Here is a 24,095-nt window from a genome sequence, read left to right as displayed (position 1 = left end):
TAAGCCGTGGCGAGATAGACACGGCTTATCAATTGGAAGTTTTTAATCAGAGTTATGGCTATTGGATTTAGGGATTTTTCTAGATAGCTATACGTGCCAACGAGGAGATGCCACAATTCAGATAAATCACTAGCCAACGATACTACCTCCAATGCCTGATACGACCACGTCTCTATCTTTCACAACCCCTGAAGCGCTTCATCTGTGGCTTAAAGCGAACCATGCCTCTGAATCCGAGTTGTGGATAAAGATCTTTAAAGTCAAAAGCGGTATGCAAAGCGTGACCTGGGATGAAGTGGTGGTTGAGTCTCTATGCTGGGGCTGGATCGACGGGATCAAAAAGTCGGTGGATGAGCATGCCTACCTGCAGCGAATTACCCCTAGAAAGGCCAAAAGTGTCTGGTCGAAGCGCAATCGTGAACATGCCGAGCGCCTGATTGGCGAAGGACGGATGATGGCAGCTGGATTAGCACAGGTAGAGGCGGCTAAAGCCGATGGGCGCTGGGCTAATGCTTATACCGCCAGTGAAATGGAAGTGCCGGAAGATTTTATTAATGCATTGGATGACTATCCAGAAGCGAAGGCATTTTATGCAACACTGGCTAAATCCCGGCGCTATGTGATCGCCCATGGTTTAATCAGTGCGAAAAAAGCGGAGACCCGCCAGCGTCGATTTGTAAAATTTATCGAAGCGCTGGCGCGTGGTGAAAACCCTTAGGTGTTCTGAATAGAATCACAACAACAGAGCTTAGTTTTCTAATAAGTAATCAGATAATGGACAAGAGCAGATTTATATTTTTCTGTGGCAAGATGGGGGCGGGTAAAACCACCTTGTCGCGCAAACTTGCTGCGCAGCGTAATGCGGTTTTACTTTCTGAAGATGAGTGGCTGGCTTCGCTCTATCCGGGGCAGATCAGCTCGTTGCAGGATTATATCCACTACTCAGGATTACTCAGACCGCAGATTAAATCACTGGTGCAATCGATTTTGCGATCGGGCACTGATGTGGTGATGGATTTCCCGGCTAACACCCCTAAACAGCGGGCCTGGTTCCGCTCGATCTTTTCCGAAACCGGGGCTGAGCATGAGCTGATCTATATTGATCTGCCTGATGAGGTTTGCTTACAGCAGATCGCAAAGCGAAGCGCTGAACAACCTGAACGAGCGGCAACGGATACACCCGAGATGTTTGCCCAGGTGACAGCATATTTCGTCGAACCTTCCGATGAGGAAGGGTTTGATATCTCTAGAATCTAAAATTTAGCGACTAGCCACTATTGTTGAGATGAAAATGGGAAAAATAAATATTCAGGAAAAGTTTGCTCTGTTCAGTGAAGAGTGGACCCCAAAAATTATTGCCGAGTCTAATGGGCAACTGGTGAAAATTGCTAAAGGCAGTGGTGAGTTGGTTTGGCATAAGCATGATAATGAAGATGAGCTGTTTATTGTCTTCAAAGGCCATCTGACTTTGAAGCTACGTGATCAGAATATCGAGTTGGCGCCGGGGGAGATGTATGTGGTACCTAAAGGCGTTGAACACTGTCCGGTAGCAGAACCTGATACTCATTTTCTGATGGTCGAACCGGCCAGTACTGCCCATACCGGGGAGCTTCAGTCAGAAGTCACCGTAGCCGCTGAAGATCAGGAGTGGATATAACCGCCTGAAACGAGTCTTGGTCACAATAGCTGAAAATATAAACCGGTTTTCTTTTCAGTACACCAAGCATAGGTAATTTTCCCGTTGCCTATGCTTTTTAGCCTTTAGGCTCGAGCCTTATATTTCAAAATCCAGCCGCCCTTTAACAAGTTAAGCTTTCCTTCATTCAGCCGACTACGGATGATGCGCTCGCTTTTATGGATGAAGGAATATTAAATGGAAATTACCTCTGCTAACTATCATTTGCTTTCCCCGGGATCTACTCCCCGCATAGCCGAGAGCGCTCAAGTTGAGAGCAAGCAAGTTTCCCCTAGCCATGATTCATCACAGGCAACTCAAGGTTCCGATTCAACCCCGAATGATCCGTTTCTGAAGGTCTATACCGGTAATTATCGAAGTGGTGCGGTTGATGATCCGGAGAAAAGCGCACGGCTGGATTCTATCCTTAATCGCTTATCCAAAAATGAGCAGGCTGCCTTAATCGATAACAACACGTTGCTGCTTGATGACAAGTTCCTGCAACTGGCGGAAGAGCTGAGCGATGATGAACTGCGTCAGTTTGTGGCTATCAGCTCTGCGTTGCAAACCGCACCGCTGGTGGGTGGTGATCAAAGCAGCCGCGCTTATTCCGGAACCCAGCAGGTGGAAAACCTTGTTAATAGCTTATCAGGGATGGACTCCGCTACCCGGAGTCGGGTGCTGGACAAGGCTGAAGGCTATGCCGAAAAGGTTGTTAAAGCGCCGCCATCCCAGCCTACTTATGCTGCCCAGGATATCTGGAATTATATGAGTGCCGCAGCGACGGCCAATGATCTGTTTAATTTCAACACGGTGATTTCTAAGAGCGACGATATCAATGCGACTCTGGATCAGCTAGAGCAGTTCGATGAGACCCAGCAAAAGCAGTTACTGGGCGTCTTAAGAAGGGATATCGAGCTGGGTAGTACACTGATGGATCAGCTGGAGGAGCGGGACTCAGCTGCGCAAAATGCAATTCTGAATTATATGACTGAGCTGGATATCTCCCGAAAAGAGTTGGTTAAGTATGATCCGCTTGGTAAAACCAGCTCCGTGCTCGATTTCGATAATAACGGTTATTCCGTTGTTGTTGGCATGATGGAGGACACGGTCTCTCTTCTGGAAAACTACCATTTCGATGATGAACAGCTTCAACAGATGGGGGAGCAGTTACAGCAAATGGATCGCAGTGATCAGCGTGCCTATCTGGCGATCAGTAAGAACGGCCTTGAAACTTTGTTGGGGGATGTTGCTCGGGCTGGTAAGCAAATTGATATGAGCCAGCATCAAGCGGTGTACGAAACCATAGATGGTCTACGCCAGGATGATCAGGTCCGTGAACTGGTCTTCCGATCGCGGATGGGCGAGGAGAGTATCCACGATGGGCGGCGCTTCTACGAACAGAAATCATTGGGAGAAGCAAACCATGATGTAGCGGAGATGGTTCGTTTCCTGACCGCAGATGCCTGGCTAACGGAGCAGGTTGATGACAGCTCGGCAGATCAGGTACAGACGACACGTTTAACCCATAAGCTTCTTGAAATGGGGGCTGAACAACGCGATCAACTGATCCAGGATCTGAACCATCTGGGGCAGGAAGAGCATCCAATGGCTGAGCTGTCTGATGAAGCCCTGCAAGAGGTCTACGGTAGCTTCTTTGATCGGACAACCACCATCGCCCATGTTGATGATCTAAACGAATTGGTAGCAGCTGAAGCTGAGACACGACCTGAATTACGTGAGTCATTTTGGCAGGCTACTGAACTTGCCGGTGAACGTGTGGATCAGCTTCTTCAGGTGTTGGAACATAACCCTCCAGCGATAAGCGAACAGGTTATTCAGGGATTGGCAGAGCAGAAGGACTTGATGCAGGCAGATGAAAGAACGCGTGTTGAAGTGGAGAAGGACTTGAATAAGCTACTTAACTACTTCAGTGAAGAGCATAGTCATCATGAGAAACTGGATTACCTGAGTAGGGCATTTAACTGATTATAGGTCTAGCCGCTGATAAGCTTATTCCGCCCGGATTCTTTGGCTTTATATAATAACTCATCGGTGTGCTGGTAGATCGCGCTAATGGGATCTTCATCAGTAAAATCTTTGGTCATCATCAGGCCAAGAGAGATCGTGACATATTGGCTGGCACCATTGTGTTTGTGGGGAATAGCCAAGCTCTCCACCTCATTCTTGATCCGTTCCGCGAGTGCTGTCGCAGCGCCTTTTGTTCGTTCTGTAAAGATCACCGCAAACTCTTCACCGCCCACCCTAAAGCAATAATCGTTGCCGCGCCTGACGTTTTTTCTCAGGGTTTGGCTGATTTTTTTCAGCACTTCATCACCTTCAAGGTGCCCGTAGGTATCGTTGTATTGTTTGAAGTGGTCGATATCGAGAATAATTAGGCAAAAAAAGCTGTTCTCCCTTTTAGCACGCTCGATCAACGAATCAGACAGGTACTCAAAGTTACGGCGGTTAAACAACCCGGTTAGGGAATCGGTGACCGCTAGCTTTTCAATCTTTTCCTCAAGGGCGCGCGCTTCTGATATATCGATGTGTACGCCGTTCATGCGAATCGCATTACCTTGCTCATCGCGTTGAAATACTTTGCCAACATCATGAATCCAACGCCATTTTCCGTCTCCGCAGATCATTCGGAACCGTGCGTCATAAACCTCAGTTTCGCCATTCAGATGCTTTTCGATCAGTTCGACAGTTGGTTCCAGATCATCCGGATGAACAATCGATGACCAGCGTTCCAGACCATCAATCACCTCAGAAAAGATCGCGTCGCTTTCCCTGAACTCTGAGTCTGGGTATTTCTTTTGAGTGACCCAGGTTTCATTGGCAATGATACGACCCTCTTGCGGATAAAAATCCCAGCAGCCGATATTGGCTCCGTTCACCGCATCATTCAGGCATTTAATGGTTTCCTGATCCTCTAAAGCCTTCTCCTTTAGATGATGCTCTGATGTGATATCGGAAAGGATGCTTAAGATGCTGTCTTTGCTTTTGACCAGACGCATCTGGTAATGGCGGTTGTTCTTTTGGTAGGTAAAAAAGAACTCATTGCCTTCGTCTGCGGCTGAACATTTCTGAAAACAATGCTTAAGCGCTTCGGCTTGTTCTGTTGGGTAGAGTTCAAAAATGGACGTGGATCGCAGAGTTTCAGCAGAGAGACCACGGAGTACTTTCTCTTGCTCATTAAAGAACAGGTACCTTCCTTCTTCGGCGGTGAATTCAGCAATGCCGTAAGGAAGAAGATTGAGAATATGCGAGTTGTCCATTTACTCTGAAATACCAACGGTCGAAGATTATTGAGTGGTTAATCTATATTCGTACAGTTCCTTCAATAAAGCTACGTCAACTTTGTCTGGAAATAAAGTGACGATTTGCATATCTGCAAGCCCCTAAATTAGTAGGGATATACTTTTGTGTGATTGTTATTTCGTCATATGCCGGTGATATTGTGTTGTATTCGATTTGCCTAAAGTGAGATAGTGATCACTTAATCAAAAAGATGGGAAAGCCAGTAAGCCGTTTCCAGAGTGAAGTTACAGGCGATACGACATAATTATCAGGAGTGATGAATCGTGACTAAAGAAGTTGTTGTTCTAAGTGCAGTACGTTCAGCCATTGGTGCATTTGGTGGAAGTTTAAGCACAATGGAACCAGCAGAGCTTGCTGGTCAGGTAATGAAGGAAGCGGTAAACCGTTCAGGTGTAGATCCAGAGAAAATTAATTATGTAACGGTAGGTAACTGTATCCCTACAGAATCTCGTTATGCGTATGTTGCACGAGTTGCTTCTATCCAGGCAGGTCTGCCAATGGAATCTGTGGCAATGTCTGTAAACCGTCTGTGTTCTTCTGGTCTGCAAGGTATTGTTACGACTGCACAGCAGATCATGCTGGGTGACTGTGATTACGGTGTTGGTGGTGGTGTTGAGGTAATGTCACGTGGTGCTTACCTGTCGACTGCGATGCGCTCAGGTGCGCGTATGGGCGAAACCACTATGCTGGATTCGATGGTTTCCGTACTGACTGACCCGTTTGGCGCAGGCCACATGGGTATTACTGCTGAAAACCTGGCAGAAAAATGGGATATCAGCCGTGAAGAGCAGGATGAGTTTGCAGCTGAATCTCAGCGCCGTGCAGCGGTAGCGATTGAAGAGGGCCGCTTTAAGTCTCAGATCGTACCTATCGTGCAGAAAACCCGTAAAGGTGAAGTAGTATTCGATACCGATGAGCACGGAAAGCCAGGCACAACGGCTGAAAAGCTGGCGGGTATGCGCCCTGCGTTCAAGAAAGACGGTACAGTAACCGCGGGTAACGCGTCTGGTATCAACGACGGTGCTGCGTTCTTCGTACTGGCATCTGCAGAAGCTGCTGAAGCGGCAGGTCAGAAGCCAATCGCTAAAATCAAAGGTTATGCTGTTGCCGGTGTATCCAATGAGATTATGGGTGAAGGCCCGATCCCGGCTTCTAAGCTGGCGCTTGAGAAAGCAGGTCTGACTCTGGATGATATCGATGTAATCGAGTCTAACGAAGCGTTTGCTGCGCAGGCGATCGCAGTAGCGAAAGGCCTGGGTCTGGATATGGCGAAAACCAATCCAAACGGTGGCGCAATCGCGCTGGGTCACCCGGTAGGTTGTTCTGGTGCGTTCATCGCAACTAAAGCTATCTACGAGCTTGAGCGTATTGAAGGTAAATATGCACTGGTAACTATGTGTATCGGTGGTGGTCAGGGTATCGCGGTAGTCTTCGAGCGCGTTTAATCCTGTGGTCACTCCTATAGCTGGTTAGCAGAACCAGCTAGAAAAGGCTGATCTGACTTTTGCTTGCAGGCAAATGAAGGTCAGCCTTTTTTGTTTTTGGCCCTAAACCACCTACTTCAGTAGGTGGTTATCATTCATCTGGGCTTTGCCCGAAACACTACCCATGTTAGAAGCCGATTTGATTTTTAGCGAAGTCGAATAGGAAACTAACATGAGTAGATATGAGCAAGCATCGCATGTGTATTGGCGTTGTCAATATCACATAGTCTGGACACCTAAATATCGATTTAGGATTCTAAAGAATAGATTAGGTAAGGATGTATATCGTTGCATCCATGTTTATTGCGCCCAGATGGGATGCATAGTTATGGAACTTAATGTGCAGATAGATCATGTGCATTTAGTTGTGAAGGTGCCGCCTAAGCTTTCGATCTCCAAGTTGATGGGGGCTTTGAAAGGTAAGATAGCTTTGAAGTTATTTAGTAAGTACCCCTATTTAAGGAAGAATAAATTGTGGGGAAACCATTTCTGGCAGAGAGGTTATTTCGTTGATTCGGTTGGAATTAATGAAGAAATTATCCGTCGATATGTCCGTCATCAAGAAAAGCAGGAGCGCCGAGAGCAGGCCCAGCTTTCTATGGACATAGCCCCCTTATAGGGGGCACAAGCAAAGCCACCTTCTTTAGAAGGTGGATTTTTTACTTTACGATCAGCCGTACCCCTTGCTTCTATGCTGGATCAGGCCCTAGACTCTGGCTTCTATTCTTTGAGTTTTTCAGGTTGATATACGACTGATATGAAAAAGGCAGGGTTAAAGTTTCTCGCTCTTAGCTGTACAGGCTATTTTCTGCTGTGCGCCTTCCTCTACTTTTATCAGGATAATCTGCTCTATTTTCCAAAGGATCGAGAAGTTGCTAACCCGGAAAATACTTACCTGCTGAAGACGGATGTAGGTAATACAGTGGTAACTACCGAGGTCAGAAATCAGCGGAAAGCGCTAATCTATTTTGGTGGCAATGCTGAGGATGTTTCAAAGCGTTTGGAGGATTTTAAACAAACCTTTCCCAACCATTCACTCTATCTGCTTCACTATCGCGGTTATGGGGGAAGCGATGGTAACCCTCGTGAAGAAAGCATCTACCAGGATGCGCAGGCTTTATATGAACGGGTACAGAAAGATCACACTGAGATCGTTCTGATGGGGCGTAGCCTCGGTACTGGCATTGCGACCCGGTTGGCGGCGGAGAAAGCGATAGAAAATCTGATCCTGGTGACGCCTTATACCAGTATTGAAGATCTGGCGAGTGAGCGCTACTGGGGGGTTCCGGTGTCATTGCTTCTGAAAGATAAGTATCTGTCCTGGCAGTATGCTCAATTGGTTAAAGCCGATACGGCTGTCTTCCTGGCGGAGCAAGATCAGGTGATTGCTCCGGCCAACACACTTAAACTTCTGGAATATTTCAAACCAGGGGTAGCCACACTTTATCGGTTTGAAGATAAGGATCATCGAACGGTTGCGACGAATCCCAAATACTTTGAACTGTTAAAGGAATTAACTCAGGCAAAGGACCTTGAGGCCAGCCGCTAGAGGCTGATATTGAGACTTATAAACCGATTCAAAGGAATACAATGAGCGATATTAAACTGTCTACGGATGAGACTGACCGCATTGTCAGCAAGATTAAAACTTACTTCAGAGATGAACTTGATCAGGATATCGGCGGCTTTGAAGCCGAGTTTCTGATCGACTTTTTTGCTAAAGAGATAGGCCCGCATTTCTACAATCAAGGCTTGGCAGATGCTAATCGAGTGTTCACCGAAAAGGCAGAAGATATCGGGTATCTGATTCAGGAGATGGAGAAGCCTACTTTCTAGGCTTCTCGCCAATATCAACCTTCAAGCCTGTCTTTAATCATCGCTTCGACATGGGCGAGCTTGCTTTTCATCTTCTCTATATCGGAGTCGGTATCAGCAGTGACAGGGGAGATTTTGATCATATCTAACACTTCAACAAGAAACGTTTCCTCATTCATCTGCTTTAGCTGATCTGCGTTCCAGGTTTTTAGATTATGGGTCATGGCTATTCTCTCTTGTTTTTCCTGCTACCTATAAAGGTATGAGTGACAAGTAGTGAATTTTCAAGTTATTGCTGCATGTAGATATAGTTCATACAGTCTCAGGGTAAGGTTTTTAGTCCAGCTTCTGCTATTTTCTTAAGAGGGGAAATGTTTAGTGGGATAGGGATGTTTTAGTGATCAGAAGAAACCAAACCACCGGTGAACTATGATCGATAACAGCAAAGTGATGTGTGCGGTCGAGACGTTTCTTGATGAGCACAACCTCAATGCCACGCCGGATAATTACGCGCTGGCCTATCGTTATGTCCAGAAAAATTCGCGTTCATTGTGCGAAGCCGTTGAACAGAAGCTCTATAACGAAGGAGGCCTAAACGAAGCTTCGGCCAAAGAGCTATTCAACACTTATATTGTTCAGCATGACCAGGATACAGAACAAATATATCCCGCTCTTCACCAGTTACTTGAACAGGTAACCGGGGCTATCAGTAGCTCTCATAACGAGAGTTCTGGATTTCTGGATACCTTACATCAGAGCAATGAAAATCTACAAAAGCAGGGCTCGCATGATGAGTTGGTAGAGTTGGTTGATCTGTTAACCCAAAGCACATCGTCGGTTATATCGTCTCAAGAAGCGCTCTCTGAGCAACTGCATTCGGCCGAGGAGGAGTCTAAATCGCTTAAAGAGCGTTTAGATAAAGCGTCCAGGGATGCGATGGAAGATGAATTGACCGGACTTCTAAATAGGAAGGGCTTCCGTAAATGTATTGAGGAGTTAACAGCAGAGCGCGCAGTTCCTTTAGATCAGGTGCCTTATTCAATTGTCTCGTTTGATGTTGATCATTTCAAAAATGTTAATGACACTTATGGACACCTGTTTGGCGATAAGGTTTTGCACAACACTGCAGAAGTCATTCTGAAAAGTGTTCGGGGTAACGATATAGCGGTTAGGTTCGGGGGAGAGGAGTTCATTCTTTTGTTGCCGGATACCGACCTCGATGGCGCTCGTCTGGTGGCAGAAAAGGTACGAACCACGATAGAAAAAGTGCGCTGGATTAATCGCCGCACGGGGAAAAAACTCGACCCTATAACCTTGTCAGCAGGTATCTCAGCTAATCAGCATTCGATGGCGCTTGAGGAAGTAATTGAACTGGCTGATGTTGCTTTGTATCAGGCGAAAGGGGCAGGGCGTAATCGTAGTTGTATCTACCAGCCGGACTAATCAGATAAACCTAGATGGTTTCCACAAGCATGCGGTTTACATCGGGTGATCCATCAGTGATGTTTGTGATAAATACGTTCTATTTTATGCAGGAATTCATCGAAATGGCTGCGCCTTTCGAATTGTGCCTGGTATTTATTGTGGAAAAACAGATTTAAAGTTACCTGTGAATCTAGCAGCGTCAGCGTATAACCATCTTGGTCATGTTTAGCTTGAATACCAGAATAAAGGTAGTGCCCATCACTTAACTTTTCACCATGATCTAACACAGTATTGAAGACACTGAGGGTTTTCACCAGATCAACTTTAAGCTCTTTTTCTGAATACATCCGCTTATCCAAATAAAACGGAGTCTGGCGATAAAGCCAGACTCAAATGTTGATCCGCCAAGAAGGCCAGATCCAGGGGTACTTAAGCCTGTTTATAAATAAAGTGAGGCACACGAGCAAAAGCATAAAGCCGCGTACCATCCTTCGCCGCGAAGGACTCATGTCAGATATCAACGAACTTTGATCCACCGGAGCGCTTGGTCGATCGGGTCTCGCTGCTTCACTGACACTTTATTTGTTCAGGCTTATCTTCAACCACCCTTTCTTACGCTTGGCTAGTGTCACTGGATCAAAAAATAAAAGATCAGATCGTGATTCCTAAATCTTGATTCCGCGCATTTCTTAATTTAGCTATGATCTAATTTCCTCAAGCAATATGTTTGGAATAATTACAATGAAAATAATCTATACCGCAGATGCTCTATCAACACAGGGAGGGAATGCCCGATCTATTTCATCTGACGGTAAGTTAGATGTTGCCCTAAGTACCCCTAAAGAATTGGGTGGCCCAGGCGGTGAAGGCACCAATCCTGAACAGCTTTATGCTGCGGGGCATTCCTCCTGCTTCATTGGCGCAATGAAGTTTGTAGCGAAGCGGGAAAAGTTTGAATTGCCTGAGCAGACTTCAGTGAAAGCAATGTGCGGTATTGCTGCCAATTCTCAGGGTGATGGCTTTATGTTTGATGTTGAACTACATATAGAACTACCCGGAATGGAAAAGGATGTCGCGCAGAGTCTGATTGAAAAAGCACATCAGGTTTGCCCGTTTTCAAATGCAACGCGTGGCAATATCAGAGTAGCGTTGCTCCTACTTTGAAAAACAGATTTGTGGAGAATTGAGATGATTAAGGTTGGCGATAAAATTCCATCAGTAGGTATCAGTACGGTGTTGGGGGGCGATACAAAAACGATCTCTACCGATGATTTCTTTGCTGGAAAAAAAGTTGTGATGTTTGCGTTGCCAGGGGCGTTTACTCCGACCTGCTCGGCTTCTCACCTTCCTGGTTATGTTGTGAAAGCAGATGAGATCTATGCACATGGGGTTGATGTCATTGCTTGTTTATCGGTGAACGATTCATTTGTTATGAAAGCCTGGGCTGAAGTTCAGAACGCCGATCGTATTACCATGGTGGCTGATGGTGGAGCTGAGCTGAGCAAGGCGATTGGGCTGCATATGGAAACCGGCGCTTTTGGCGGTACGCGTTCGCAACGCTATGCAATGATTGTCGAAGATGGTGTGGTGACAGCACTGAATGTCGAACAGCCAAAAACATTCGAAGTGAGTAGTGCTGAGACAATACTGCAACTGCTATAAAAATTAGCAAAATTACAGCGCTGTTTTACTGCTCTGATCGAATTTCTGGGCATCGATGTAAGATAGATGCCAGTTTAGAAATTCGGTCAGCGGCATAGGTTTAGCGATAAAGAAACCCTGTTGATAATCGCAACCTGCCTGATGGAGTATATCCATGTGGTATTGGGTTTCTATTCCCTCGGCTACAACCCGCGTTCCCTGAAAGTGGCATAGGTCGATCAGCGCTTTTACTAAGGCGTGCTTTTCGGGCTTGATAAGCCGCTCTACCAGCTCTCTGTCGAACTTAATAAAATCGACCGGGTAATCGAGCATCTGCATCAGGCTGGTATAACCCGTACCGAAATCATCAATCGCAATATTAAAGCCAAGCTTACGCAATTCGCTGAGCCAGTTGAGAGCCGCTTTGTTTTGTTCTATTGAGAACGTTTCGGTTATCTCGATGACGAAATTGTCCGGATTGATCTGATATTCTTTGGCCAGCGCTTCCAGAGTTCTGATAAATCGTTCAGAGCCTATTTCCGCAGAGGATATGTTGATTGAAAGCTCCAGATGCGCTCCAAACTTCTGAATAAGTTGCGGATAAGATTTAAAGGCTTCTTCAATTACCCAAAGATCGATCGCTTCAAACATACCACTGCTTTCGGCAATTGGTATGAACAGAGCGGGGGAGACAAACCCAAGATCTTCAGAATGCCAGCGTAGTAGAACTTCACAGCCCTTAACCTGGTTTTCGCGATCGATAATCGGCATATAGAAAAGTGACAATTCAGAATCGAAATCAATATCTTTTAAGCGGCTTTCTATCTCTTTTGCCTGGCGATCTTTTTTAGCTAACTCTTTTGAATAGATAGCTAATTTATTCTTGCCTGATTTTTTCGCCTGATACATGGCCAGGTCTGCATTGGATATTAACTGCGACAGCGTATGACCGTCCTGTGGATAGGTGGCTATACCGATACTGGCGGTTACCGGGAAATGCCCCAGCTCAAAGTGGTAACCGTCAGCAAACTGCTTAAGAATCGTTTGGCTTAATTCCTGAGCTTTAACTGTGCCTGCATTAGGTAGGATTGCAATAAATTCATCACCCGATAAACGATAGACATATTCATCTGAGTATGTGTGTTTCCATTTTATTGAGATAATGTGGGCTAGCCGAATGGCGACGGCTTTTAGTAACTCATCGCCAATTTCATGACCATACTTATCATTAACAAATTTAAAATTATCCAGGTCGATATAGATGATGCTTATATTGCTTTGCTTCCTTTCCGCTTCACCCAGTTTGATTGAAGCGGTTTCATAGAAGGCGGCGCGATTAGGTAATCGAGTCAGCGCATCGGTGCGCGACTGAATGTGGCTTTCTTGATATGAGTTGTGGAGTTTTTCGTAAAGGCTTTGAAACTTTCTTCCCAGCCGCCCAACTTCATCTTTTGAACGTGACGCGTCAATGTTTTCACGTCTCTGCGCCATGACTTCCGTAAGCTGATGGTCCAGCCGAGCAATAGGTGAGGTAATAAAGCGGCGAATCAGGAATTGAAGTAGTAGATATGTTGCTATGGTTGCGATAAACACAATTAGCATAAATTGCTGTTTCAATACTAAAAGTTGTTGTGCCAGATAGGTATCAGAGGGCGTTATGGTGAGATGGTAATAGGGTTTTAAGGCAATCTCAGAATACAGCTTGCCCTCTGGAGGTGGGCTAAAGTCTTTACCAGAGACAAACGCTATATCGGCACTAAACTCCTGCTTTGTTTCAGAGAGCAGTTGGTTAAAGCCTGAAGGCAGAACAGCGACAAGCACCTTGAGCGTGTGCTCCAATTGGGTGATCTGAGGTGGCGTTAAGGTCCGGGAATCCAGCATGATCCCCTGTTGCATGATTGCTTCTTCGGCCTCTGCTCGATATTCCCAAATACTTAGTACCTTCTCTTTGCGCATTCTCTGCGCCATTTCTAACTGAGACTGGCGAATTTCGCCAAATGGATCGAGGCTGTTCTCTACATAAAATATTAGCTGTTGGTCTGTATTCAGCACAGAGAGTGAAGCGAATTCAGTGTTGTTGCTGAAGAAACGTCTTACTGAAGAAGAGAGATTCTCCGTCAGTCTTCTGTCCTGATAGATATTCTCTGGTTCACGAATAAACCGAGCGAGGGTTTCACCTTCTACCAACGAAACCAGATAAGCATCCAGAAAACTGTTGTATCGGGTAAATTCCGAGCGTAAAGCGCTGAGCCTGAGATTCAGCTTGTTTTGTTCCAGCTGCCTAATCGACTGGCTCTGTTGGTTGTACACAACTAGGGCTATCAGAATGTAACTGATTAGAATGACCGGAAGAATCAGTATGCTAGCGCGCTTGTTTAGATTCATGAAGATTAATTATCGCGCTAGAAATACGGATACGTTGTTTGATATTAGAGTTGCTAAGTACCTCATATAGGCCGCTCTTCTTTAGAATCTCATGCTCAGGAAAAACGTTAGGGTTATTTCTGAATTCAGGGTTTAGCTCTTCTAAAGCCGGGATGTTAGGTGTCGCATAAAACAGATCCGTAGCATTTTGCGCAGCTACTTTGGGGGTGCTCAGATAGTTGATCAGCTCAAGCGCTTTCTCTTGTTGCGTGGATGTACTCGTGACCGCCAGACAATCGACCCAGAGTACCGTACCTTCTTTAGGTACCGCGTATTTCCAAAGCCCTTCCTCTCCTACAATTTCGTTGAGCGTAAACTGGTCTCCACCATAGGCGACTGCCATATACAGATCGTCTTTCTTCGGGCTTGTTTGAACAAAGGAGATTGGATACTCGTATGTGAGAACGTGCTCTGTTTGAGCTTTCAGCCGATTGAATGCTTGCTTCAGTTCAGATGGGTTTTCCGTATTAAGATCAAAACCGTCCAGAAACAGTGCCGGAGCGATCATATCGGTGTAATCATCCAGCATGGCGATATGACCCTTTAATTCATCTGAGGGTTCCAGTATTTCACGCCAGGATTGTGGAGGCTGCTTGATGATGTCTGATCGATAGATAATACCCAGAGTTCCCCAGAGATAGGGGATAGCGTAATTGCTGCACCTTTCTCGCCAGAAGGGCTCATTATTATTGATATTAGGTACGTTCTGTTCGGTGAGCTTGAGCAGGCGGCCTTCTTTTCCAAAGCGCTCTGCGATCACTTCATCAACGATCGCGATATCAATATTGTGGTGCTTTGATTCTAATAGAATGGAATCCCGTTGCTGGTCATTATCAAAGTAGATAACTTCCAGGTTACTGGAGCTCTCTTTTTCCCATTTTTTCTGTACGTTTTCACTGAGGTAGGCTTCCCAGTTAAGTACCCGAACGGTTTCAGCATTCAGGGGAAGGGAAAGTAATAGTAAAAGAGACAGCCACAGTTGATGAATACTACGCATCTCATCGCCCTTTATTATTGTTATTCTATTTTATAGTAGTTGTTCAAAATAAAAGCATTATCGGAACATACTAAAGATAAGGCGGATCATAGAATAGTGTCCGAAAGGACAATATAGCGGGTGCGCCATTGCTGGCGCACGGTTATCAGGGTTCAGGTTACTTTAGCAAACAGTGTATGCGGGTAAGCAATTCAGAGGGCGCTGTGGTTCTGGGATCGTTCAGGTATTCTTCAAACGGCGGGAAGTCCGCAGCTTCTAAACCGCTTTGCGGCAGCCACTGACCAAAGAACCAGTTGTAGGGTTTTTCTAGTTCAGCATAAGGTCCTTTAAACAGCAAAGTGGCACAACGCCCGGCGGGGATTTGAAGATTCTCCGGGTCTTGTTCCTCTTCTGCATCTCTAGGTGCCTCGACACTAATGCAGGCATGAGATCGTAGCTCTGAAGCGTCAACAGAGCCTGGATCGTTGTAATAGATCCCTATTGAGCGGGTCTCAGGTCCAATCAAACGTTTACTCCCGGCAAACATAAACAACTTGTCAAAGGCATTACCTATCTCCATATAGTCGCCTTTGTGTTCGTAACCCAGTAGGTTAGTCGTTTCAAACTCCATCATTTCTACATTGAACATCGTCTTACACTCCTTAGATAATGGTTGTAATTCGACGCTTAACTGTTCTGTCGGGATGATTGGTTGCTGTCTTTTGTCCCGGTAAGCAGCAGGGCTTTCTCCATACTCTTTAGAGAAGGCTCGAATAAATGCTTCGGGGCTAGAGTAAGCAACATCTTTGGCAATTCTGTCGAGTGACAGATTGCTCCTAATCAGATCAGAAGCGGCTTTTTGCAGGCGGAGTCTTCGGACGGTAGCGTTAACGGTCTCATTTGCCATCTGCCGATAGATTCGATGAAAGTGGTAGGGCGACATCAAAGCCACTTCAGCCAGAGCATTAACATCCAAATCCTGATCAAGGTGGTTATGGATATAATCCAGTACCCTGCATAGGCGGCGTCGATAGTTGTTTCCTGTGCTTTCTTTCATCTTGTCTCCTCCTGCATCCATACTAAGGAAGGTGATCCTGATAATGTTTGCGCTTTTCAGTTGGGCATTTTAGTTTTTATATTCGCTTAGTTGATAGTTTTAATTAACCACATAAAGCCTGGAGATATATTAGAATTAAATAACGTCTTACGGATTAAGTCTGTACCGTAGATTTTAATCGATGTCCTAACGGAGTTAGGCGTATGACTACGGTTTCCCTTGGTTATAGTTTACTGGCCTTAGTACTATTCTTTTTCGCGTCTGTTTGGTGGGCTTGTGCTCGATATACCAGCAATGATCGCCTTTACTGCCTACAATCGTCTGCTTATACCCTTTGTTGGAGCATCGGGGTTATTTTAATCTCCTTGCGTTGGTGCCTCCCAGAATGGGTGGGTTACTCATTAAGCAATTTCGTGATCCTGCTTGGATTTGTATACCTGGTTCTGTCAATTGAAACCCATTACAGACTTGAGTCTTCGAGGCTCTCGCTGATCTTCTTATTGGTCTTCTCTGCTTTGCTATTGATCATAATAGGACCCACGAAGGAGAGTCAGTTTGATCGGCTGGTGGTCTTAGGCTCAAGTTCCGGACTGTGTTGTATTATGGCAATGAAGAGAGGCTTGAAACCTCTTTGGCGGGAACATGGTACCCGTGTCGCCTGGGCGATGGGCTTCATTGGAATAATTGCGACTTCGTTATGGATCTTACGGGTCGAGATGGCTGCATATATGCAATCTAATGAGCTGGATCTTATTGCCGCTTCAAACTTCAATCTGTATGCCCTTTACCTTATCTGGCTCATTGCTATCTGCTTTCAGGGCTCGATGCTATTTTTGTTGATCACCCGGAATGCGCGCAAAATTGAGGCACTTTCTACTAAGGATTTTCTGACGGGAGCGCATAACCGGCTGGGGTTGGAAAAAGTATGGCAGCGGATCCTGGATACCCACGAGACGTTTGCGGTGGTCATTCTGGACATTGATCATTTTAAAAAAATTAACGATACCCATGGCCATGATGTAGGGGACCAGATCTTAAAACTGGTTGTTGCGAGAACACATGGGGTGCTTCGTCAGGAGGATAAACTGGCCCGTTTCGGGGGAGAGGAGTTTGTTATCATTCTTCCTGGAGCTGATGTTGAACAAGCTGTGCGTTTTGCTGAACGTGTCAGAGTTGCAATCGAAACGGATCATTTCCAACTTAGAGATGTTGCAATAAGTGTGACTGCCAGCTTTGGGGTCGCTGGGCAAGAGTTGGTTGGGGATCGCGGTGATCTTTATGAACTGGTGAGAGTCGCTGATGAGGCTCTCTACCATGCTAAAGGAAATGGCAGAAATCGAGTTGTTATGGCTGAGAGTCAAATGGTGACTGCTGAGTGTTAAACGAGGAGCAATGCTCCTCGTTGTTATTCAGTAATCTGTGGTCATTACCACTTCATTTCGCCTTTGGCGACTTTTGCTCCGATTTGCAGGGCAATTTCAAGTTTGGCTGAAGGGTATTTGCTCTGCATTACCTGGATCAACTGCTCTGCGTTCTTGGCTTTCTCTGCTTCAGAATAGAAATCTTCAAGATAAGCTTTTGTCGTCGTAATCGCAGAGCGGTCTGTTTTACTGTCCGCTTGCATATGGCCAGGAATAACGGTTGTTGGTTTGAGGCGTTCCATCTCAACCAGTTGTGCCTTCCATGCACTCTGCTCAGTCGATTTTTGCGTGTCTGCAGTCCAGACATGGAGGTCGCCAAATACTGCGACATTGCCAAGAATAGCTTTCTCCGACGGGATCCACAGGTATGGACGATGGGCAAGAGGGCCTTCCGTGCCTATGATCTCTATTGCCTGGCCTTCAAGCATGAGTGAATCTGCTTTGACTGCTTGAGGAATAATCGGGGAAACCGGCGCATTATTACCCATTTTAGGCCCCCAGTATGCCACTTTTCCAGCCGCCTTTTTCTTGATTTGTGCAATCACCGCAGGGGTACTTACCACTTCAGCGTTAGGAAAGATCTTTTTAAGTGTTTCCGCACCGAAAAAGTAGTCTGGATCAGCCTGACTGATAAAGATCTTTTGTAATTCAGTGCCACTATCTAAAACGTTTGCTGCAATACGGTATGCATCAGCTTTAGTAAAACCACTATCGATTAAAATAGATTCTTTTTCACCGCTTACCAAAACGGAAGTGACGTGGAAGCTGTTTCCGTCAGCGTTATAAACCTTCAGTGATAGATCGGTCTCGGCAAGGGCTGTGGTTGAAAGGGTGATTGCTCCAAGTGCTGTGAGAAGTAAGTTACGCATGTTGTGTCTCCGGTTATGTGGGTCGGTGAAGTAGGTAACACCGTTGATGGAGCCACTATAGAAGGGTCTATTGATTTGATATATGGATGTAATTGATTAATTCTGTATCCGTAAGTGAACTAATGTAAAGGTGGAATAAAAAAGCCCGGACAGTTCAAAACTGTCCGGGCTTTATTCTGTTTGCTTTATGAGGAATTAGGCTTTCAGCTCGGAGACCATGCTGTTCAACTGTTTAAGCTCGAGACTCATTCCACGATTGATTTCAGCGGTCTGATTGGCACTATCGTTGGTGCTGCTTGCATATTCAGAGATACTGGCCAGGTTAGTATGTATCTCCCGTACGACAGCGGACTGCTCTTCTGCTGCCGCAGCTATTTGTGTATTCATGGCCGCCATATTTTCTACAGCATGAGTTGCGTCGTTTAGTTCTGCTGTGGTTTTCTCAGAGTGTTGAATACAAGTCTCAGCATTGTTTTGACCTTCACGCATGATGGATACAGCATTTGTTGTTCCTGTCTGTAACCTCTGAAGAAGTTCCTGGATATCTTCAGTCGATGACTGCGTGCGTTGAGACAGAGAGCGAACCTCATCGGCAACCACCGCAAAGCCACGACCGGATTCGCCGGCACGGGCTGCCTCTATTGCTGCATTGAGCGCTAGCAGATTGGTTTGTTCTGCTATACCGCGGATATTGTTTAGCACTTCGCTGATACGGTCAGTTTCTTCTGCCAGCGTTGTTAACTGAGAAGCTGCATTGTCGACGTTGCCTACGAGTTCCTGGATGACATTTTGGTTTTGCATTGCCATCGAGCTACCGGATTTCACGTTGTTAAGCACATCGCTACCGAGGCTTGCAGCATGTTCAGTTGATTGTGCGATTTGAGTCACACTCGCTGCCATCTCCTGAACGGAGTTGGCAACCAGCTCAGTTTCGTTTTTCTGTTGGGTCACTTGATCGCGCGTTGCTTCCATTACAACAATGGTATTTTCAGAACTCTGTACAAGCGTTGTGGAAGTGCTTTTGATCGAGTTGATCATAATCCCGAGTTTTTCCATCAAGGTATTAAAAGCGATAGACGCCTCAGTGGTCTCATCCTTGCCTTTAATCGGTAGTCTTACTCTAAGATCACCATCACCCTCAGCCAGTTCACGCAGACGGTTACGCATCTCTTTAACAGGAGAGGTTACGCTTCTGGAAATAGCCGCAGGAACGGCAATACCGATGAATAGAGCGATGCCAAACAGAATCGTGATCGCTTTCAAAGCATCGAGTTCATCTTTCTCTGCCTGGCGTGTAGCTTGAAGCGTGAAGTCCTGAGTCTTAGCTAAAGCCTCAACCAGGCCATGGTCTATCTTCTCTTCCAATGCAATCACAGAATCTACGGATGAGCGTGCCTGTTCATAAGCACCGTTTTGCATCTGCTCCAGAAGTGATAATGCTTTCCCTTCATACTGCTTATGATCTTTATCAATTGCCATTATCGTGGTGAGCAATTGGGTAAACTCAAGTTTGGCCGCTTCGCTGTGAGTTTTGACAATGGCTTCATCAATCAGCTGTTCCAGCTCCTTGAATTCATTGTTCACTTTGTCAGAAAGCTGAGAGAACTTATTCAGGGTGCTGGTTAACTCTGAGTTACGTTGTTCGCCGAAATTCAATGCAGTTGCATAAGTCAGGCTTCTCTCGAAGAGGATGGCTTGCTCAAGCTGATGTTGCGTGACTTTGGATAGTGCATTCGTGATAGGAATGTCTTCTTCAGCGATATCGATCAGTTCAATACCGATCTTATTCATCTGGAATATCGCAACTCCACCTACCATTGATATCAATCCGAGCATTAATCCCGCAAGAAGGTAGATGCGGGTAGCGATTTTAAGAGAGCCTAACAGCATAAAACTAGTCTCCGGAGAGGGTGCATTGTGAGTGATATTTATAATTAGAATAATTAACCCTACCTTATGTGGTGTTTTTCTATTTAAAACAACTGTTTAGGTTGGATTTACAGCAATATAACAGAACCAAGATAGAGAGAAAGCTGAAGGGGGAATAAAAATTAAAAAAAACTAATATATTTCGATATTGTTACTAAAAATGCACTGATGGGGTGCATAATCGCTAATTTGGCAGGGAACTATCGATAAAGTTGTTCGTGCGGATATTTTAGCTCAAGTTGCAGACGTTCGGTTTTCTTTAAACTTTTTACAACGAGGGCAAAGGAGCGATCGATCAGGCGCTCGATCTCTTTTTCAGGCATGGAGTCGATAAGCACCACGCTGATCCAATGCGTTTTAGACATATGATAGGCCGCTTTAACCTCAGGAAAAATATCCCTCAGCATGATTGCTTCATCGGGGTCACACTTAAGGTTGAGGAAATGACAACCTGCATATTCAGTCCCAAGCTCTTTGCCATTTTCACTGCATTGGCCGAGTAGACCGAACATTTTCCCTTTAATTTTGAAGACCGGAACGTCAGGCACAAATGGAAAATCCATAGTAGCGTCAGGTCGTTTTAGACAATAAGCCTGGGCCTGTTCTGCATTCATAGTCGAGCCTGTAGAATCCTTGATAAGTTCTGCTGAAAATAACCTTTTACTTTTCAGTCGTCCATTATTGCCGTCTGTAAAATCATGAATATAGGGTTAGTAATGAAAAAATCAGGTTTGCTTATTGTGGCTGCTCTTTTGTCCGCTTGCGGAGGCGAAGAGGAGGTCGGTGATGTTTCCCTGGGTGTACTGACCACAAAGGATATTAAAATTGATGTGTTAAAAGACCCCGTTGTGTCGGGAGTGACATGCCATATTGCCAGTATCGAGGCTGATCTGGATTTTTCAGATCCCAGCGATGCAGCAATAGCATGTCGTCAAACAGGCCCGATAACCCCGGCGATGATTGCTAAAATTGATCGTTCTAAATCGGGTGAGGTGGTGTTCAAAAAATCGAAGAGTATTCTTTTTAAGAGCCTTAAAATCCGCAGAATCTTTGATGAAACATCAAATACTCTGATGTATGTTTCCTATTCGACAAAAGAAACATCGGGTAGTTATAAACACAGTCTGTCGACTGTGCCTTTGTGGGGGACAGAAGCATACCCTATGGCAGGCAATTAGGTTGCATCAGATTGGATTTCGGAAGATTCGTTTGCGGCTAACTCTGCGCGTTCAGCCTTAGATATATAGCGGGGTTTAGTGCTTTTAGGAGCAAGCTTTGAGTTTGCCTTTTTCGCTTTCTTTGTGAGAATCTGCTTGATCTTTTTTTTACGGTTCATCGGGTTCTCAAGATAGGTTGCCAGGCCAGTATTATAGCGATACTGGCCTGACACGGATAGACAACGGCAGATTAGATCAGGCCAGTTTATTGTGCTTCTTCAGAAGGTTTGTAAACGCGTTGGCTTCAATAGGTTTACTGAAAAGGTAACCTTGTAACTGGTCGCAATTTTCAGATTCAAGAAACTCTCGCTGAGCCCGGGTTTCTACTCCTTCAGCACAGACGGTCAGGTCGAGTGTATGCGCAAGCAGTATCACGGCTTTTGCGATCGCTTCATCATTTGGATCCTCCGGGATATCTCTTACCAAAGACTGGTCGATCTTAACTTTTGTGATTGGCAGCTTTTTCAGGTAACTCAATGCGGAATAGCCGGTACCGAAATCGTCTAGTGAGAGATGCACACCTAATTCCCGAAGTTGTTTGAAGGTGGAAGTCGCTTCCTCTTCGTGTTCCATCAGGAAAGTTTCCAGAATTTCCAGCTCCAGCATCTCAGCAGGGATCTGGAAGTGCTCTAATGCTTGCATCACCACCATAGGCAAATTCTGTTTAGTGATCTGATCACCCGCTAGGTTTATCGCTAAGCGGAAACCGATCAGCCCTCTTGAGCGCCAGAAGGATAGTTGCTCAAGCGCTGTGTTCATGACCCATTCGCCAATCTTATTCATTAAGCCAATCTCTTCCGCGATAGGAAGGAATTGGTTAGGCGGAATGATGCCCATTTCGGGGTGGTGCCAGCGAATCAGAGCTTCTGCACCTACGATGGCTGTTCCGGTGCTATCAACCTGAGGTTGATAATGTAACTGGAACTGGTTTTCTGCCAGGGCTTTACGCAGTTCAGGTTCTAGCTTGATCCATTCCTGCACAGTTTCTGATAACTCAGGCTGGAAAAAGGCGAAGTTATTGCGGCCGCTATCCTTTGCCTGGTTCAACGCAATATCTGCATGCTTGGTTAGCGTGTCTATATCGTCGCCGTGATCGGGGGCGAGTGCTAAACCAATACTCGCGGTGGTGAAGTAATCTTTGCCATCCAGTGTGAAAGGTTGTTCCATTGCTTCAACCAGACGATCAGCTATCGATTCTGCATCAGAGACATGTTCAAGCTCTTCAACAAGGATGGCAAACTCGTCACCCCCGACACGGGCAAGGGTATCTTTATCGGAAAGAACGCCCTTAAGTCTTTCGGTGACTTGCAGAAGGAGCTGATCACCGTATTTGTGACCTAAGCTATCGTTAATGTGCTTGAAACGGTCAAGATCAAGATGAAACATCACGATCTTTTCAGACGCTTCTCGGTGGGTGAGTGCATGATCCAGTCGGGCACTAAATAATAACCGGTTAGGTAAATTAGTCAGGGCGTCGTGGTGCGCCAGGTGAGATAACTTCTCTTCAGAAGCCTTAATATTACTAATATCGGCGATAACACTGACGAAGTGGGTTAGGGCATCGGTGTTTGGATCGTGGACTGCATTTATATTGACCCAGTGCGGAACAACCTCACCATTTTTGAGTCGGTTCCAGATCTCTCCTTGCCAGTGCCTTTCCTCTTCCAGAGATTTCCAGATCGATTGATAGAACTCATTACTGTGATGCTCTGAGCGCAGGATCGATGGGTTCTTGCCGATTAACTCGTCACGCCCATAACCACTGATGTTCATATAGGCGCGGTTGATATCGATGATCCGATTACGTTTATCCGTAATCATGATCCCTTCGTTGGTACTGGAAAATGCGATTCCGGCAAGACGAAGTTGCTCAATAGAGGCTTTTTCAGGTGTTATGTCGAGGATAATACCATTCCAAAGCAGGCCTTCCTGAGAGCCAAGTTTGCTTGGTAAAGCGGATCCTCTAACCCAATGCATCTGGCCGTTTTTATGAAAAACTCTGAACTCGTGGCTCCAGGCCAGACCATGTTTGCCGGTATGAACAATGCTGGCCCAAAGGCCAGATCGGTCATCCGGATGGACTTGTTCCCAGAATTCGCTGAAGTCTTCTATGGCTGCTTCAGCGGTGATGCCTGATATGGTCTCTATGCCGGGTCCAATGTAAGTGAAGGATTGTTTTAGCTCGTCATCCAGATGGTACTGATAAACCACGCCGGGCATTGCCTGGGTAATGTTCTCCAGCAGGCGCTCTTTGTGTTGCAAATTCTCTTGCGAACTAAAGCGGTTCAGGACAATGCCCGCGATGTTTGCTGCGGCTTCTAACAACTGCGCGTGGAAAGGCGTGGGCTGACGAGGTGTAAAACTGGATATTGCGAAACTACCGGCAATCTCATCAGCATCTGTGCGGATCGGATATGACCAACAAGCACGTAGATCGAGCTGTTGAGCTATAGGTCGAAGTTGATCCCAGCGGTTGTCTTCCGCGGTATCAATGACAAAAACAGGAGAACCCAGGAAAACAGAGGTCCCACAAGAGCCCGCGCCGACTCCGGGAACCATCCCGTCCAGCAGAACTTGTGCCTCTCTTGGTATACTTGGCGCGCAACTCACGTTCAGACACTTTTGGTCTGAATCAAACAACATGATTGAAGCAACGCAATCCGGTACACACTTTTCCACAAAATGGCAGATCTGTTCGAGAATCTGCGCACGGGTTGTATCTTGGACAACCTTTTCCAGTACTTGGTTTTGCAGTTGAAGAATTGTTTTCAGCTCTTCTGTACTGGGATCTCCCTCAATGACAGGGTTAGGTGTAATAGCGTAGCTATTCATCAAATC

24 protein-coding genes are annotated in these 24,095 nt (G+C 45.8%); 13 read left to right on the top strand and 11 right to left on the bottom strand.

The window, feature by feature from the left end; translation table 11 throughout:
- The first annotated feature begins 151 nt into the window (after window positions 1-151).
- From MED92_RS05940 to MED92_RS05925, 4 genes are all read left to right on the top strand, one after another.
- Window positions 152-718: a YdeI/OmpD-associated family protein gene (locus MED92_RS05940; RefSeq protein WP_007020607.1), complete on the top strand. Its 567-nt coding sequence runs from the start codon at window positions 152-154 to the stop codon at window positions 716-718.
- A gap of 56 nt (window positions 719-774) precedes the next feature.
- Window positions 775-1,257 carry a P-loop nucleotide/nucleoside kinase family protein gene (locus MED92_RS05935; protein ID WP_007020606.1) on the top strand — a complete coding sequence of 161 codons (483 nt, stop codon included), beginning with the start codon at window positions 775-777 and terminating at the stop codon, window positions 1,255-1,257.
- A 34-nt stretch (window positions 1,258-1,291) separates the two neighbouring features.
- Window positions 1,292-1,657 (top strand): cupin domain-containing protein, encoded by a 366-nt coding sequence (locus tag MED92_RS05930; RefSeq protein WP_007020605.1) that lies wholly within the window; start codon window positions 1,292-1,294, stop codon window positions 1,655-1,657.
- A 216-nt stretch (window positions 1,658-1,873) separates the two neighbouring features.
- Window positions 1,874-3,664: a hypothetical protein gene (locus MED92_RS05925; RefSeq protein ID WP_007020604.1), complete on the top strand. Its 1,791-nt coding sequence runs from the start codon at window positions 1,874-1,876 to the stop codon at window positions 3,662-3,664.
- An 8-nt stretch (window positions 3,665-3,672) separates the two neighbouring features.
- On the opposite strand, the gene MED92_RS05920 is transcribed toward MED92_RS05925, so the two are convergent.
- Window positions 3,673-4,956 carry a sensor domain-containing diguanylate cyclase gene (locus MED92_RS05920; protein ID WP_007020603.1) on the bottom strand — a complete coding sequence of 428 codons (1,284 nt, stop codon included), beginning with the start codon at window positions 4,954-4,956 and terminating at the stop codon, window positions 3,673-3,675.
- Between the two features lie 306 nt (window positions 4,957-5,262).
- On the opposite strand from MED92_RS05920, the gene MED92_RS05915 reads away from it, so the two are divergent.
- From MED92_RS05915 to MED92_RS05900, 4 genes are all read left to right on the top strand, one after another.
- Complete coding sequence (locus MED92_RS05915; protein WP_007020602.1) at window positions 5,263-6,444, top strand: acetyl-CoA C-acyltransferase family protein; 1,182 nt, start codon at window positions 5,263-5,265, stop codon at window positions 6,442-6,444.
- Between the two features lie 211 nt (window positions 6,445-6,655).
- Window positions 6,656-7,102 (top strand): IS200/IS605 family transposase, encoded by a 447-nt coding sequence (tnpA, locus tag MED92_RS05910; protein WP_040661602.1) that lies wholly within the window; start codon window positions 6,656-6,658, stop codon window positions 7,100-7,102.
- Between the two features lie 138 nt (window positions 7,103-7,240).
- Complete coding sequence (locus MED92_RS05905; RefSeq protein ID WP_007020600.1) at window positions 7,241-8,032, top strand: alpha/beta hydrolase; 792 nt, start codon at window positions 7,241-7,243, stop codon at window positions 8,030-8,032.
- Window positions 8,033-8,073: 41 nt separating this feature from the next.
- A complete protein-coding gene (locus MED92_RS05900) occupies window positions 8,074-8,319 on the top strand; it encodes a DUF2164 domain-containing protein (protein ID WP_007020599.1) in 246 nt (81 codons plus the stop codon).
- Window positions 8,320-8,333: 14 nt separating this feature from the next.
- Here the strand turns inward: MED92_RS05900 and MED92_RS05895 are convergent, their stop codons facing one another.
- Window positions 8,334-8,522, bottom strand: a complete 189-nt coding sequence (locus MED92_RS05895; protein ID WP_007020598.1) for a hypothetical protein — start codon at window positions 8,520-8,522, stop codon at window positions 8,334-8,336.
- A gap of 205 nt (window positions 8,523-8,727) precedes the next feature.
- Between MED92_RS05895 and MED92_RS05890 the strand changes: the two genes are divergently transcribed.
- A complete protein-coding gene (locus MED92_RS05890; protein ID WP_007020597.1) occupies window positions 8,728-9,741 on the top strand; it encodes a GGDEF domain-containing protein in 1,014 nt (337 codons plus the stop codon).
- Window positions 9,742-9,794: 53 nt separating this feature from the next.
- Here the strand turns inward: MED92_RS05890 and MED92_RS05885 are convergent, their stop codons facing one another.
- Window positions 9,795-10,070 (bottom strand): DUF3081 family protein, encoded by a 276-nt coding sequence (locus tag MED92_RS05885; protein WP_007020596.1) that lies wholly within the window; start codon window positions 10,068-10,070, stop codon window positions 9,795-9,797.
- A 394-nt stretch (window positions 10,071-10,464) separates the two neighbouring features.
- On the opposite strand from MED92_RS05885, the gene MED92_RS05880 reads away from it, so the two are divergent.
- Together MED92_RS05880 and MED92_RS05875 are read left to right on the top strand one after the other, a co-directional pair.
- Window positions 10,465-10,887: an organic hydroperoxide resistance protein gene (locus MED92_RS05880; RefSeq protein ID WP_007020595.1), complete on the top strand. Its 423-nt coding sequence runs from the start codon at window positions 10,465-10,467 to the stop codon at window positions 10,885-10,887.
- 24 nt (window positions 10,888-10,911) lie between these two features.
- Entirely contained in the window at window positions 10,912-11,385 is a 474-nt protein-coding gene (locus tag MED92_RS05875) for a peroxiredoxin (protein WP_007020594.1), read from the top strand.
- 12 nt (window positions 11,386-11,397) lie between these two features.
- Here MED92_RS05875 and MED92_RS05870 read toward each other — a convergent pair whose 3' ends face one another.
- The 3 genes from MED92_RS05870 to MED92_RS05860 all read right to left on the bottom strand — a co-directional run bounded on the left by MED92_RS05870 (window position 11,398) and on the right by MED92_RS05860 (window position 15,821).
- A complete protein-coding gene (locus MED92_RS05870; RefSeq protein ID WP_007020593.1) occupies window positions 11,398-13,749 on the bottom strand; it encodes a putative bifunctional diguanylate cyclase/phosphodiesterase in 2,352 nt (783 codons plus the stop codon).
- Entirely contained in the window at window positions 13,727-14,785 is a 1,059-nt protein-coding gene (locus MED92_RS05865; RefSeq protein ID WP_007020592.1) for a polyamine ABC transporter substrate-binding protein, read from the bottom strand. The genes MED92_RS05870 and MED92_RS05865 overlap by 23 nt, the downstream gene beginning before the upstream one ends.
- A gap of 157 nt (window positions 14,786-14,942) precedes the next feature.
- Entirely contained in the window at window positions 14,943-15,821 is an 879-nt protein-coding gene (locus MED92_RS05860) for an AraC family transcriptional regulator (RefSeq protein ID WP_007020591.1), read from the bottom strand.
- Window positions 15,822-16,423: 602 nt separating this feature from the next.
- Here MED92_RS05860 and MED92_RS05855 point away from each other — a divergent pair.
- The gene (locus tag MED92_RS05855) at window positions 16,424-17,203 is read left to right on the top strand and encodes a GGDEF domain-containing protein (RefSeq protein WP_007020590.1); all 780 of its coding nucleotides are present in this window, start codon (window positions 16,424-16,426) and stop codon (window positions 17,201-17,203) included.
- Window positions 17,204-17,247: 44 nt separating this feature from the next.
- Here the strand turns inward: MED92_RS05855 and MED92_RS05850 are convergent, their stop codons facing one another.
- From MED92_RS05850 to MED92_RS05840, 3 genes are all read right to left on the bottom strand, one after another.
- Window positions 17,248-18,111 carry an MBL fold metallo-hydrolase gene (locus MED92_RS05850; protein ID WP_007020589.1) on the bottom strand — a complete coding sequence of 288 codons (864 nt, stop codon included), beginning with the start codon at window positions 18,109-18,111 and terminating at the stop codon, window positions 17,248-17,250.
- 195 nt (window positions 18,112-18,306) lie between these two features.
- Window positions 18,307-20,001 carry a methyl-accepting chemotaxis protein gene (locus tag MED92_RS05845; RefSeq protein ID WP_007020588.1) on the bottom strand — a complete coding sequence of 565 codons (1,695 nt, stop codon included), beginning with the start codon at window positions 19,999-20,001 and terminating at the stop codon, window positions 18,307-18,309.
- A gap of 239 nt (window positions 20,002-20,240) precedes the next feature.
- A complete protein-coding gene (locus MED92_RS05840) occupies window positions 20,241-20,654 on the bottom strand; it encodes an MmcQ/YjbR family DNA-binding protein (protein WP_007020587.1) in 414 nt (137 codons plus the stop codon).
- A 102-nt stretch (window positions 20,655-20,756) separates the two neighbouring features.
- Between MED92_RS05840 and MED92_RS05835 the strand changes: the two genes are divergently transcribed.
- Window positions 20,757-21,218 (top strand): CreA family protein, encoded by a 462-nt coding sequence (locus tag MED92_RS05835; protein WP_007020586.1) that lies wholly within the window; start codon window positions 20,757-20,759, stop codon window positions 21,216-21,218.
- Here MED92_RS05835 and MED92_RS05830 read toward each other — a convergent pair.
- On the bottom strand, window positions 21,215-21,376 hold the full coding sequence (locus MED92_RS05830) for a DUF2986 domain-containing protein (protein WP_083774920.1): 162 nt from the start codon (window positions 21,374-21,376) through the stop codon (window positions 21,215-21,217). The genes MED92_RS05835 and MED92_RS05830 overlap by 4 nt on opposite strands.
- Window positions 21,377-21,452: 76 nt before the next feature.
- The gene (locus MED92_RS05825) at window positions 21,453-24,089 is read right to left on the bottom strand and encodes a bifunctional diguanylate cyclase/phosphodiesterase (protein ID WP_007020584.1); all 2,637 of its coding nucleotides are present in this window, start codon (window positions 24,087-24,089) and stop codon (window positions 21,453-21,455) included.
- Window positions 24,090-24,095: the final 6 nt, after the last annotated feature.

The sequence above is a fragment of the Neptuniibacter caesariensis genome (genome assembly GCF_000153345.1).
Taxonomy (GTDB): Bacteria; Pseudomonadota; Gammaproteobacteria; order Pseudomonadales; family Balneatricaceae; genus Neptuniibacter; species Neptuniibacter caesariensis.
Note: the sequence above shows the minus strand (reverse complement) of the source record. Positions and strands in the feature narration are given on the sequence as shown.

Excerpts from the sequence above, each read along its gene's own strand:
- MED92_RS05940 (WP_007020607.1), top strand. The coding sequence starts at position 152 with ATGCCTGATACGACCACGTCTCTATCTTTCACAACCCCTGAAGCGCTT.
- MED92_RS05935 (WP_007020606.1), top strand. The coding sequence starts at position 775 with ATGGACAAGAGCAGATTTATATTTTTCTGTGGCAAGATGGGGGCGGGT.
- MED92_RS05930 (WP_007020605.1), top strand. The coding sequence starts at position 1,292 with ATGGGAAAAATAAATATTCAGGAAAAGTTTGCTCTGTTCAGTGAAGAG.
- MED92_RS05925 (WP_007020604.1), top strand. The coding sequence starts at position 1,874 with ATGGAAATTACCTCTGCTAACTATCATTTGCTTTCCCCGGGATCTACT.
- MED92_RS05920 (WP_007020603.1), bottom strand. The coding sequence starts at position 4,956 with ATGGACAACTCGCATATTCTCAATCTTCTTCCTTACGGCATTGCTGAA.
- tnpA (WP_040661602.1), top strand. The coding sequence starts at position 6,656 with ATGAGTAGATATGAGCAAGCATCGCATGTGTATTGGCGTTGTCAATAT.
- MED92_RS05905 (WP_007020600.1), top strand. The coding sequence starts at position 7,241 with ATGAAAAAGGCAGGGTTAAAGTTTCTCGCTCTTAGCTGTACAGGCTAT.
- MED92_RS05900 (WP_007020599.1), top strand. The coding sequence starts at position 8,074 with ATGAGCGATATTAAACTGTCTACGGATGAGACTGACCGCATTGTCAGC.
- MED92_RS05895 (WP_007020598.1), bottom strand. The coding sequence starts at position 8,522 with ATGACCCATAATCTAAAAACCTGGAACGCAGATCAGCTAAAGCAGATG.
- MED92_RS05890 (WP_007020597.1), top strand. The coding sequence starts at position 8,728 with ATGATCGATAACAGCAAAGTGATGTGTGCGGTCGAGACGTTTCTTGAT.
- MED92_RS05885 (WP_007020596.1), bottom strand. The coding sequence starts at position 10,070 with ATGTATTCAGAAAAAGAGCTTAAAGTTGATCTGGTGAAAACCCTCAGT.
- MED92_RS05880 (WP_007020595.1), top strand. The coding sequence starts at position 10,465 with ATGAAAATAATCTATACCGCAGATGCTCTATCAACACAGGGAGGGAAT.
- MED92_RS05875 (WP_007020594.1), top strand. The coding sequence starts at position 10,912 with ATGATTAAGGTTGGCGATAAAATTCCATCAGTAGGTATCAGTACGGTG.
- MED92_RS05870 (WP_007020593.1), bottom strand. The coding sequence starts at position 13,749 with ATGAATCTAAACAAGCGCGCTAGCATACTGATTCTTCCGGTCATTCTA.
- MED92_RS05865 (WP_007020592.1), bottom strand. The coding sequence starts at position 14,785 with ATGCGTAGTATTCATCAACTGTGGCTGTCTCTTTTACTATTACTTTCC.
- MED92_RS05860 (WP_007020591.1), bottom strand. The coding sequence starts at position 15,821 with ATGAAAGAAAGCACAGGAAACAACTATCGACGCCGCCTATGCAGGGTA.
- MED92_RS05855 (WP_007020590.1), top strand. The coding sequence starts at position 16,424 with ATGGCAATGAAGAGAGGCTTGAAACCTCTTTGGCGGGAACATGGTACC.
- MED92_RS05850 (WP_007020589.1), bottom strand. The coding sequence starts at position 18,111 with ATGCGTAACTTACTTCTCACAGCACTTGGAGCAATCACCCTTTCAACC.
- MED92_RS05845 (WP_007020588.1), bottom strand. The coding sequence starts at position 20,001 with ATGCTGTTAGGCTCTCTTAAAATCGCTACCCGCATCTACCTTCTTGCG.
- MED92_RS05840 (WP_007020587.1), bottom strand. The coding sequence starts at position 20,654 with ATGAATGCAGAACAGGCCCAGGCTTATTGTCTAAAACGACCTGACGCT.
- MED92_RS05835 (WP_007020586.1), top strand. The coding sequence starts at position 20,757 with ATGAAAAAATCAGGTTTGCTTATTGTGGCTGCTCTTTTGTCCGCTTGC.
- MED92_RS05830 (WP_083774920.1), bottom strand. The coding sequence starts at position 21,376 with ATGAACCGTAAAAAAAAGATCAAGCAGATTCTCACAAAGAAAGCGAAA.
- MED92_RS05825 (WP_007020584.1), bottom strand. The coding sequence starts at position 24,089 with ATGAATAGCTACGCTATTACACCTAACCCTGTCATTGAGGGAGATCCC.